The sequence below is a fragment of the Ancylomarina subtilis genome (genome assembly GCF_004217115.1).
Taxonomy (GTDB): domain Bacteria; phylum Bacteroidota; class Bacteroidia; order Bacteroidales; family Marinifilaceae; genus Ancylomarina; species Ancylomarina subtilis.
Genome location: NZ_SHKN01000001.1, coordinates 1916546 through 1929166 on the forward strand (window position 1 = coordinate 1916546; position 12621 = coordinate 1929166).

6 protein-coding genes are annotated in these 12621 nt (G+C 36.1%); all 6 read right to left on the reverse strand.

Annotated features, from left to right (window positions below; translation table 11 throughout):
• Nucleotides 1–18: 18 nt before the first annotated feature.
• Entirely contained in the window at nt 19–2994 is a 2976-nt protein-coding gene (locus EV201_RS07740; protein ID WP_130307026.1) for a PEP/pyruvate-binding domain-containing protein, read from the reverse strand.
• Between the two features lie 198 nt (nt 2995–3192).
• Nucleotides 3193–4233 (reverse strand): 2-oxoacid:ferredoxin oxidoreductase subunit beta, encoded by a 1041-nt coding sequence (locus tag EV201_RS07745; protein WP_130307027.1) that lies wholly within the window; start codon nt 4231–4233, stop codon nt 3193–3195.
• A gap of 3 nt (nt 4234–4236) precedes the next feature.
• Complete coding sequence (locus EV201_RS07750; RefSeq protein ID WP_130307028.1) at nt 4237–6081, reverse strand: 2-oxoacid:acceptor oxidoreductase subunit alpha; 1845 nt, start codon at nt 6079–6081, stop codon at nt 4237–4239.
• A 484-nt stretch (nt 6082–6565) separates the two neighbouring features.
• Nucleotides 6566–8050 carry a RagB/SusD family nutrient uptake outer membrane protein gene (locus EV201_RS07755; protein ID WP_130307029.1) on the reverse strand — a complete coding sequence of 495 codons (1485 nt, stop codon included), beginning with the start codon at nt 8048–8050 and terminating at the stop codon, nt 6566–6568.
• Nucleotides 8051–8068: 18 nt separating this feature from the next.
• Entirely contained in the window at nt 8069–11110 is a 3042-nt protein-coding gene (locus EV201_RS07760) for a SusC/RagA family TonB-linked outer membrane protein (protein WP_130307030.1), read from the reverse strand.
• Between the two features lie 713 nt (nt 11111–11823).
• The gene (locus tag EV201_RS07765; protein WP_130307031.1) at nt 11824–12579 is read right to left on the reverse strand and encodes a hypothetical protein; all 756 of its coding nucleotides are present in this window, start codon (nt 12577–12579) and stop codon (nt 11824–11826) included.
• Nucleotides 12580–12621: the final 42 nt, after the last annotated feature.

Genomic DNA, 12621 nt, shown 5'->3' on the forward strand with positions numbered 1-12621 from the left:
TAGACGTAGTTGTAAAAACTATTTAAAGCTAATGACAGAAATCTGTTTTTTGCCATCCATCAAAATTTCTAAAGGTTTTGCAAAACGAACATGTTTAAAGTAGTGAACATGTTCAACAAGCTCTTGTTGATTCAAAATATCTTCATTTACAAAGCTGGTTGCTAAATTTGATTTTACAGAGAAATAGCCAACATTCATCGATGTGACGTTATGGAAAAAATGCGATCCCAATGAAGCATCCAGAGGAAAATCTTCAAGCCCCTGCTCAACAATCACCTTGGCATTCGAAATCTGTGACCAAAGCACTGGAATTCCTGTAAATCGATCTTTGGTTCCCCATCTTCCTGGACCAATAAGGACATACTCTCTATCCTGCTCCTTCATTTTTTGATTCAATAAAGCCATTTCCTCAGCCATCTCTTCGGTTTTGGTTCTGTCAAATTTACTCACATCCATAAAGATAACATCACGAACATGATCAATTTTACCATTCCCCATTCCTTTATCAGCCAAGAGAACTAACTTATCCTTATCAACTTTTGACATATCAATCTCAACACTCATCTCCTGACGAATAAGAGGCTTAATCTGTAACAAATTGAAGGTTGGTAAGCCATTCTTTCCTTTTGAAAGATCAACAGCAAATTCAATTTCAACCGGTGCCCCCATGGCTTGTTTAAAGATATTCAGAAGAATACTTAAGGTTTGAGCCAATGGCATCTGGCTGTATTTCAGGATATTTGCAAAATCGACAACGCGAGGACCTCGCAAGTTCAAATCAGGCTCGATCCTATCATTACGTCCGTCGTAAACTGAAGCACAATGCAGTAAGTTGCCATCCTTTTCAGCGACTGCCAAATCATATTTATGAGTAGCTGCGTCCTCACCATCTTCAAGCAAATTCAACTGATCAGATTCCATATTTATGGCATAGAAATAATTCTGTGAATCCTTCACCTGATCTTCGATAGATGCCAATTGTAATTTTGGGTGCTCAGGACAAAAACGATGGGTTTTCTCTCCTCCAACCACATATTTACCCAAGCCTAATCCAAGCACGGCAAAACCATCCTCAGGTTTCATATACGAGAATGGATAATAATTGTAGGATTGGGCTACCCCACTAATATTAGGATAAAACTTACCATTGTATTCCTGACCAACCACTTCTTGCAAAATAACGGCCATCTTTTCTTCTTCGATTTTATAATCAACTGCAGAAAAATATGCTTTAGCCTCGGGGGTGAAAATTGAAGAGTAAACCAGCTTAATAGCCGTTACCAAGTGTTCAAATCTCACCTCAAAATCCTCGTGATTATTAGGCAACAAATAAGTTGCGTACACACCAGCAAATGGCTGCATCAGTGAATCTTCGAATAAACCTGAGGAACGAACCGCAAGGGGCATATCCATTTTTTCAAGATAAAGACGCAATTTTTTTCGAAGTTTTTCCGGCAACTGTGCATCCAAAAACTGTTTCTTTATTTCATCGTAGTTTTTCTCGTTATATATTTTATCCAAAAGATTATTGGCCTCTAAAAAATTATCGTATTCATCAACACCAATAATCGCTGTTCGTGGAATTGTAATATTAATGTCTTTGATCAGCTTCTGAAAACTAATATTTTCAGTAAAATTACTCAAGAAAGCTAATCCACGACCTTTTCCTCCAACCGAACCTCTACCAAGGCGAATAACATAGTGATTCGAATTAGCCAAACTAGGTCTGAACTTGATAATTCGCCCCCGAAGTTGTTTCAATCGAGATGCTTCAAACACGTCCAAACAGAACTGGCGCAATTCACGAACCGTTTTAAAGTCGGAAATTTGATAACGGCGAAGTTTTTTAGCAATATTAATTTCCCCACGAGCCATCAACCAGGTTGAAATCCCATTTCTTTTTGAATGAAAAAGTAAAGACTCATCCGGAATGTATTTCAACTTTTCCTCAAAGTCTTCAAGCGATTTAGCCATTGCGACTTGTGTTCCACTCTGATTTCTAAAAACAAAATCGCCAAAGCCTAATTTTAGATGAATAAAGTTAAATATATCCAGTGCCAAAGTATCGCTGTTTTTATTGATAAAATCAGCATTTACCTGAAAGGCTCGCATGGCATTATCGGTATCGTGCGATTGCATCACACAAGGAATTCTCAAATGTTTATCCTGCACGTAGGAAATCAAATCCACACCAGCATCATCATTTAACTTACCGTCTCTGGCAAAACGAACATCGGAAATCACACAAAGTAAGTTCTCGAGATATTTGTCGACAATCTCAACAGCATCCTCATAACTACTTACCAGAATGACCTTAGGACGAGCCCGCATTTTTAAAATCTTATGCATTTCGTCAATATCATCTTCATCAGAAATAACCTTCTGAGTCTGAGTCATAACCGAGGTGTACAACAAAGGTAGATATCGTGAATAATATTTGACTGAATCTTCAACCAAAAGCATCACACGCACATCACCAATCTTACAGTCAGGGGCAAGGTTCATTTTGTCCTCAATGTATTTTGTCATGGCCATGAAGATCTTAGTTGATCCATTCCAGACAAATACCCTTTCGATATTATTTTTAATTTTATCAGCGGCCTTATCAAAATAAGCCAAATCGCTGTTGTTATTCACAAGAACCAATACAGGCAGATCAGGCTGCTTCTTTTTAATTTCCTGGCTTAACTCCAAAGGAGATTCCTTATCGAGTCCAGCCATCAGAATAACAATATCAAAGTTACGCTCATCCATTGCCTGAAGCGCTTCTTCGTTGGTGGCCACACTTGTAAATCGTGGTGCTGTATATAAATTCAACTGTAGATATTCCCCAACAATTTTATCAGAGAACTGCCCTTCTCTAACAATGGTATAAGCATCGTAATACGTTGCAACAAGAAGAATCTCTTTAACCTTAAAAGGCATCAACTCCTGAAATATATCTCTGTCGTTCTTCTTCCGTTTATAAATTTTCGAAATCGCAATTTCTTCCATCTTACTTCTATGTTTGTGTTTAACGGATGAAAGTAATAAACAATTAACAATTGATAACAAGGATTGTGCTATAAATAAGGCTTTACAAGCAAAATGATTCTAATTTTAGACTTCAAATTCCAAAAAATGAACCTATTAAAACAAAAAAATCCTGTCTGATATGAAATCAAACAGGATTATATATTTCAGTAAATTGAACTAGTCAACAACCCAAGTGTCTCCACTGTTAAGCAGATCATCCATACATTTAAATGAAGCCTCAGCCTGAACATCTTTAATTTGCTGAACCATCTTCTCATCATAAGAGGTTGAATCAACATCGCGAATGACCCCAAGAGCTACGGGATATTCCGGTGCCATCATACTGGATAGCAACCAGTGCATATGTGGATTCTCAGTATGTGCATCGTGAACCAAAATATCATCCTCAGTAATGCCATTTTCTCCGATGGTAACCACAATAAGTTTACCATTACCACCTAAGATAAGACCTTTGTTTTTCTCAATACCAAAAATCATCGGCTTGCCGTGTTCCAGGATCAATTGATAATCCCCCTTAGTGGCCTTATCAGTTACCAATGAATGCGTCCCATCGTTATAGATAACACAATTTTGCAAAATCTCAACAATAGATGTTCCCTTATGCGCTGAAGCTGCTTTAACAACCTCTGAAGTCAGTTTAATGCTTGTATCAATAGAACGGGCATAAAACTTAGATTGAGCTCCCAGCGCTAACTGAGCAGGCTTAAAGGGCTCTTCAATTGTTCCAAAGGGCGATGTTTTGGTCACCATACCCTGATTCGAAGTTGGTGAATATTGCCCTTTTGTCAAACCATAAATCTCATTATTAAAGAGAAGAATAGTCATATCGATATTTCTGCGTACTGCATGAATAAAATGATTCCCTCCAATTGCAAGCGCATCGCCATCTCCTGAAACCTGAATAACTTCCAAATTTGGGTTAGCACATTTAACGCCCGATGCAATTGCAGCTGCACGACCGTGAATGGTGTGAAAACCATACGTATTCATATAATATGGGAAACGTGAAGAACAACCAATACCAGAAATAACGGCATAGTCTTCCTTCTTGTAATCCATATCTGCCATTGCTTTCTGAACAGAATTTAAGATTCCGTGGTCACCACAACCAGGGCACCAGCGATTCTCCTGATCACTTCTAAAGTCTTTAGCACTTAGCTTCTTAAAATTAGGTGTATTTAATAATGTATCAGCCATGACTTATTTCTCCTCCAGTAATTGATTAAATCTCTCTTTTAATTCCAGAACAGTAAATGGTAATCCCATTAACTTATTGTGCTGTTCAAACTTGATATCCTGAAATGAACTTCTTAGATACTCAGCAAACTGACCATCATTCAATTCGCACACAATAATCTTCTTATAACGACTGAATACTTCAGCCGTATTTTTTGGAAGAGGGAAAATGTAATTGAAATGAGCCAAACTAATAGATTTTTCTTCCTTTTGTAACTCTCGTACAGCGGTAATTAAATGACCAAAAGTACCACCCCAACCTACGACAAGAACATCGGCTTCTTCGTTTCCTTTCACCTTAAGTTCAGGAATATTATTAGCAACAAGCTCTACTCTTTTCTTTCGAATATCACTCATGACCTGATGATTCTCCGGCACGTAAGACACCGTACCGTCACGATCCATCTTTTCAAGACCACCAATTCGATGCTCTAAACCTTTTGTTCCCGGAATAGCCCATTTACGGCTCAATCGCTTCTCTTCACGAGCATATGGAAGGTAATCATCTCCCTCTTTTGCTATAGGGGCTATAATTTCTGGCAATTCAGACATGCTTGGAATTCTCCAAGGTTCAGCGCCATTTGCAATGAATCCATCAGTTAAAAGAATTACCGGAGTCATATGTTCGAGTGCAATTCGACCTGCCTCAAACGCATAATGAAAACAGTCAGAAGGTGTACTTGCAGCAATTACAGGCATAGGACACTCACCACTACGGCCATGAATGGCCTGAAGTAAATCGGATTGTTCCGTTTTAGTCGGAAGACCTGTAGATGGTCCCCCACGCTGAACATTTACGATTACCAGAGGTAATTCGGTCATAACAGCTAGACCGGCAGCTTCGGTTTTCAATGCCAAACCAGGACCTGAAGTCGTTGTTACAGCAAAATCACCTGCAAAACTGGCTCCAATTGCAGTACAAATACCTGCAATCTCATCTTCTGCCTGGAAGGTTTTAACACCTAAATCTTTACGAGCTGCCAATTCCTGAAGAATTTCAGTTGCCGGCGTAATTGGGTATGAACCACAAAACATCTCAAGCTTAGCTCTTTCTGCAGCCGCCATCAACCCCCAGGCTGTTGCCTTATTACCCGTAATATTGCGGTAAGTTCCCTTACGAATCTTGGCTGGTGCTACACTAAAATTGTAGGCCAAAGCTTCAATTGTTCTGGCAAAGTTATATCCCGCACGCAACACCTTTTTATTGGCATCAACAACCTCAGGATACTTCTTAAATTTCTTATCAATAAAGGCCTCTGTATGCTTAAAGGGACGATCAAACATCCAATACACCATACCCAATGTAAACATATTCTTACATCGTAGAATTGACTTCTGGTCAAGTGTCGAATCCTTTAAACACTCACGTGTTAAAGTCGTCACTTTAGCCTTTATCAAATTATAATCGGCAAGTTTGTCGTCTAATAATGGATCAGAATCATACCCCGCTTTTTCCAGGTTTTTATCTGTAAAACTATCCTCATTTACAATGATTGTACCACTAGCTTTCACCCACTTTAAATTCGCTTTTAAAGCAGCGGGATTCATCGCAACTAATACGTCTGCAAAATCGCCTGGCGTATTAATTTCCTGATGACCAAAATGCAGTTGGAAACCCGAAACACCACCTACTGTACCTTGAGGGGCGCGAATTTCTGCCGGATAATCAGGAAAAGTTGCAACATCATTTCCAAATAGTGCTGAAGTATCGGAAAACTGTGTTCCCGTTAATTGCATCCCATCTCCGGAGTCGCCCGAAAATCGAATAACAACCTCTTCTTTTTTAATGATTTTTGTCTTTTGACTCATGACTGTTTGATTTAACGATGAGTTAAATTCGTAGTTTGTTTAGTTGTTTGGTTTTATAGTCGTAAAGTCAGAGAAGGAAGAGAGTCGAATTGAAAAGTAATATATGAGTCGTTTTTTGAATTTTCACGATAATTCGACATTTAGCTTGTCACTATCAAATTCCACACAAGATTTAGGAGGAATTGGATGAAAATATCTCAAAAAAGAATAGACCTTAACTACAAATACAAACCTTTATGAACTTTCAACCAAGCTATTAACTCTACTTGTTTGGTTTTCTGTTTTAGAACAGTTCTTAATAAACATGTTCTATAACAGTGGGTAAAGGTAATGATTACCGGAACTTAGGCAAGAAAATGAAAAAAAATTTTCGGGAAAAGTGCAAAGGTTTGCAAAAGAGAAAGAGTTGGCTTTTAAAAACTAGTTTTTGAGAAACAAAAAAAGGCCGCACAAGGCGGCCTTTCTAAATTATCAAGATTCGAAATTAACTATCGTAACCTGGATTTTGTTTCATATTAGGATTGGCATCCAATTCAATTCTAGGAATTGGTTGAACAATCTTATGAAAAGACATTTCAATTGTCTTATTTAGTGTTCCCCAATAATCGCTACCTCTAACAATAGTCATATTATTACGAACTAAGTCAAAAAATCTATGACCTTCCGAAACTAACTCTAAACGTCTTTCTTCAAGAACTGAACTCAAAGTAATATTTGCAGCTGTTACCGTAGGAATATCAGTTAAATGATTAAATAGGATTGTAGTTCCGTCAGTATCAAGAACATCCTCTGTTGGATAAGCTCTTTCAATTACAGCATTCAAATAATTTGCAGCTTTAGTTTTATCTGTACCTAAAGCAGCTTCAGCAGCAATTAAATAAACCTCAGACAGACGGATAACACGAGTATTCGTAGTGTAAGCAGGTTGATCTGGTTTTCCAGGGAATTTAAGAATACGTCCCATTCTGTCACCTTTTTCATCAGAACTCAGCTCATCTTTAGCTAGTAACTGACTTCTAACATCATAAGGGGCAGCCTGTAGTTTAGCAATAAAATCATCAGATGCTGCAAACTGACCATATCCGTTAGGATCTGATAAATATCCTACAGTCTCATAGCCTCCACCTGTATCTTCAGAAGAGTTTACTAGTTCGAATAAAGACTCAGACATACCATTGGCAGCCCACTCAGAAATGTATTTATCGCGAGGCATTAATTTTATACCTGAATTGTTGATTACTTCCTCAGCATAAGTTAATGCATTAGCCATATCACCTTTATAAAGGTATACTCTAGCCAAAATAGCTTGAGCAGCAGCCTTATTAATATGGCCTAGATTGACATCTTTTTTCAAAAGAGAAATACCTTCTTTTAAGTCAGAAATAACTTGTGTATAAACCTCCTCAACTGTATTTCTAGCAGGTTTAGCATCAAACTGAACTACGTCAGTTACAATTGGTACACCAAGTGCTGCAGGACCTCCTGCATGAGTGTAAGCCTTACCAAAAGTCTTAACTAAATCAAAGTGAATAAGCCCTCTTAATGCTAAAGCTTGTCCTTTAATATCATTTCTTGCAGCAATCTCATCATCACCTTCAACAGCAATATCATCAATAACAGCCATTAAAGCTGCAGTATTTTTTAGAGCCTCATAAGGACGCTCCCACATAGTTGCATCAGAACTTTCTGTATAAAAAGAATAATCATAGTAGGTGTCTAAACGACCTGACTGAGTCACTCTCATATCATCAGCCATAACATCAAAGTTACAGATATAATCACCATTATAGTACTCGTCATCAGTCATCTGATTATAAATACCATCAACTGCATATTGTGCCTGACTAACATTCTGTACACTTCCCTCAGAAGATAACTTATCACTTGGATTCTCGTCTAACCAAGACTCCGAGCAAGATGCATTAAACAGACCTAGACCTACTAATGCGTATATAAATTTATTTTTCATTTTAATCAAAATTATTTGTTAAAAACTAACGTTAACACCGAAAGTAACAGTTTTCACTGTAGGAATTTCATAAGTAGTAGACCCATGAACAGGCTGTTCAACATCAACTACATCCTGAGAACTGAATGTTAACAAGTTGGTTCCAGTACAGTAAAATTTAACATTAGATAAAGACAATTTATTAACCACTTCAGAAGGCAAGTTATACCCTAGAGTTAATGACTTTAATCTTAAGTAATCATTTTCTAAAAGACGTCGAGAAGAATTCCAATTAGACTTAGTATCAGCTCCCCAGTAACGTTTAGGATTAGGTGATTTATCACCTGGTTTTTGCCATCTATCTAGTTGGGTTTTCATAATTCCTGAATAATCAGTATTACCATCAGACTCCATTGTCGCAGTCGCTGAATTATAAATATCACCTCCAATTGAGAAATTCAATAAGAAACTCAAGTTGAAGCCTTTATAAGAGAAGCTATTGTTAATACCTCCAGTCAAGTCTGGATCAGCTTTACCTACAATAGTTTTAGCTGCCTCAGAAGGATTTTCAGTAACCTTATATGTACCATCATCATTCTTAACTCGATGACCATCTTCTATAATATACCATTGAGCGGCACCATTAGCAGAATTCACTCCAGCCCAATCTCTCAAATAGAAAGAATTATAAGCTTCCCCTTCTTTTCTGATATATGGGAAATCAAAAATTGCTTCACCATTATTCATTTTGGTAATTTCATTGGAATAATGAGACATGTTAAAAGAAACATCCCATTTCAATTCTGAATCACGAAGTACATCAGCATTGAATGTGAATTCCCAACCCTTATTTTCCATTTCACCAATGTTTTGCCACATATCTTCAAAACCTGTTACTCTAGAAAGAGGTACTTCCATTAACATAGATTCAGTAGTTTTAACAAAATATTCGAAACCACCAGAATATCTATCCATAAAACGGAAATCTATACCAAGATTTAAATTTTTACTTTCTTCCCAAGATAAATTAGGATTAGCAACTTGAGAATAATCTAAAGCAGGCTGAAAGTTGTATGCTTCAACTGCATAAAGTCCCATATGACCATACCAATCGTCAGGAAGTGTACCATTTGTACCATAAGAGGCACGTAATTTCAGGTCATCCAACCAATCAAGATCAGATAAAAACGCCTCTTCAGAAGCTCTCCATGATCCTGATACAGACCAGAAATTAGCCCAACGCTCATCAGTTCCCAATTTAGAAGAACCATCACGACGAATACTAGCCGATGCATAATACCTGTTCATGAAATCATAATCAACTTTAGCCAAATAAGAAAGTAGCTTGGCTGTGTCGTCATATCCAGAAGTTCCATTAGGTTTTGCAGCTGCATTATTAACTTTCAAACCAACTGGCACATTATACCCCTCAGCAGTCATTGAAAAACGGTTCTCTTCTTCTATTTCGTAACCAGCTAAAACATTAAAATGGTGATCTTCATTTATTGTTTTATCAAAAGTTAAAATATTAGATGATGTCATCACCTTTCTCTTTCGGTTGTTTTGCCAAACCTCACCCTTATTTCCTTCACCGGCACGAGATTCGGGAGAAGAATAGCTCAAGTTATCAGTATTAATCCAATCGTAAGCAAAAGTAGACTTAAAGGTCAAACCTTCAACAATTTTATATTGTACTGATGAATTAATACTGTTTCTCCAAGTCTCAGAAGAACGCTCATTTAAACTAAACTCTCTAGCCATGTTATAAAATCCAAACTCTGACTGTTTAGTCATACTTCCATCAGCATTATAAATCTTATCTGTTGGCAACAAGAAAATACGAGCAGAAGCAAATGGGTTAGCATAATAAGAACCACCTAAGGCAATATTTTGCTTAACAGAACCAAAAGATAGGTTAGTAGTGAAAGTTAATTTATCATTAAGGTTATGAGTAAGATTAACACGACCAGTGATTCGTTCCATGTCAGAATTCTTAGCTACTCCATCAGTTTGGTTAGCAGAAATTGAAGCAAAGAAAGTTGTTTTCTCAGTACCACCCGAAGCAGATAATTCATAGTTATGAATTTCACCCTTTCTTAACAAAGCATCATCCCAATCAGAAAACTTACCATCTGCAGGTGTTGGATAATACTCAGCCATATTGGCATCAACATAATCAGTAACAGCCGTCCCCTTTAATCCCTTTTTATCAATGGCAGTATTGGTCATAGCCTCACGCTGAAGCATAATAAAATCCTCACCGCTTACGGTTTCGTAATTATCCATTGCCAAGTCAGTGATACCATGGGAAGTACTGAAATTAATTTTTGTTTTCCCTGATTTACCCTGCTTTGTAGTAATCACAATTACACCATTTGCAGCACGAGATCCATAAAGAGAAGAAGCAGCCGCATCTTTCAAAACAGTAACAGAAGCAATATCTGCAGGGTTGATTGTCGAAAGTGGAGTCATTGTCTCTCCCTCTTCACCTGTTTGTTTCATACCTGTTGAAGATGTCGTTACTGGTACACCATCAATTACGTATAAAGGATTCTGGTTAGCAGAAAAAGAACCAATACCACGAATACGAATCTCTGAAGAAGCACCTGGTTGACCAGAGGCACTTGAAACCTGAAGTCCTGGAACATTTCCTGATAAAGCTTTCTCGAAAGAAGTCACAGGCGTACTAGTCATTTTTTCAGCATCAACTGATGCAGCAGAACCGGTAAAACTTGACTTCTTTGTTACTCCATAAGCAACAACCATAACCTCGTCCATACCAATAGACTCAGACTCCATTACCAAATTAATGACATCTGTATTGGCTAGCAATTCAGTAGTTTTCATTCCTACGAATGAGAAAACAAGAGTTTGTCCTTCTTCTGGAACAGAAATGGTGTACTTTCCATCAAAATCGGTAGTTGTACCAATAGTTGTACCTTTGATAATTACAGAAACTCCAGGAATTGATAGTCCATCATCAGCTGATGTCACAATACCTGAAACTTCTCGACCTTGAGCCATAAGACTCTGTAGCCCTATAAGACATAGGACTAACATCGAAAATAGATTTTTTTTCATGAATTTTTAGTTAGTGGTTAATTCTATTATTCGATTTACATTAACAAAAATGCTAACATAAATCATTCCTTATACGCTAAAAAACAATTTACTAAACCATCCAAAGTCCCTAGTTCCGGACAATTCAGCACTTTCGTGAACAAAGTTTTATTTTTAAGCGAAGCCAAAAGTGTAAAAAAAACTTAAACCAACAAACTAAAATCACTCTATTAAAAACAGTAACATATTTCTCAAAAGAAATCACATTACTTAATAGAAAAATAAACAAGGCTCATAAAAATATGAATTATGAAACACATCATGTGTAATGCATACAAACATAATCATCACCTAACTTATTAAACAAAGGCTTTGTAAATTCTTATTTTCACATTTATTAACAATATATTCATCAAACGACACAGCTGTATATTATGTAATATAACAAGTGATAATATTGCTATATAATATTACTCACGTGTTTTATGACATATCATTAAATAACAAAAAATATTATTTTTTATCTCTAACAGAATTCGCAAGTATAACTGACCAGAAAAATATTATGATTGGATCTACTGCAATAATTTAAGCTTTGAGTAAAAAATAAAAAAGGCTGTCCCAATAGGCAGCCTTAAATAAAAAGAATTAAATAATTCTAGTGAGAGTCTTCAGACAAAGAGGAGATCTTCATTAAGATCTCCTCATTTTTTTTATAAAAATAGGTATAGAATCTATAAATGAATATGTTTTTTATTAAGATAATCAATAAACTGAATCAAGCTATTTTCATTCCTTGGATTCATTTTGGTTTCGTTAATATAATTATAAACAAAAGTATTATGCTTAAACTGTCTCTTTAGTTTTTTTCTTGTTTTTTGCAATTGAGCTATTTTATTATCAGCATACAAATAGTAATATTTCTTTTTAACTATTTGTGGTTTTTTACTTCCAACATCCATCTGAATATTATAATTTGAACTTCTCAACTTAGTCTCATATCTACAAAGTAATGAATTATCAGAATCAACTATAATTTTATAAAACCCTTTTATTTCAGACTTAATAAATTGTTCAGTTACAAAAACTGAATGAGATTTAGGATAAACAACACATTTGATACTAAAAGTAGGTAATACCTTAATGCCATCTTTACATTTTACTTCAAGCATATTATTTCCAAGATCAATTCGTGTATCAAGACCTTTCATCACCATATTGTCGTTTTGAAAATAAATATCAGTCTTGTTCCATACCGAATCAAGAAAAAACGAACCTTTAACATGCTTAGAGTAGGCAACATCATCAATTTCTGAATTATTTTTAATTTTCCCTCTTAGACTATGAAACGTAAGAATATCAGCATCACTCCGAAAAGATTGACCAAAACTAGAGTGACAAAACAAGAATAAAAACAGACTTATAATGCAAATTTTTGATTTTAAAAAGCAAAAAGTCTGTTTTACTGACAATAAATAATTTACATTCATCTTTAACATTTTCACATAAAACAATTATTAAAGGTAAATATA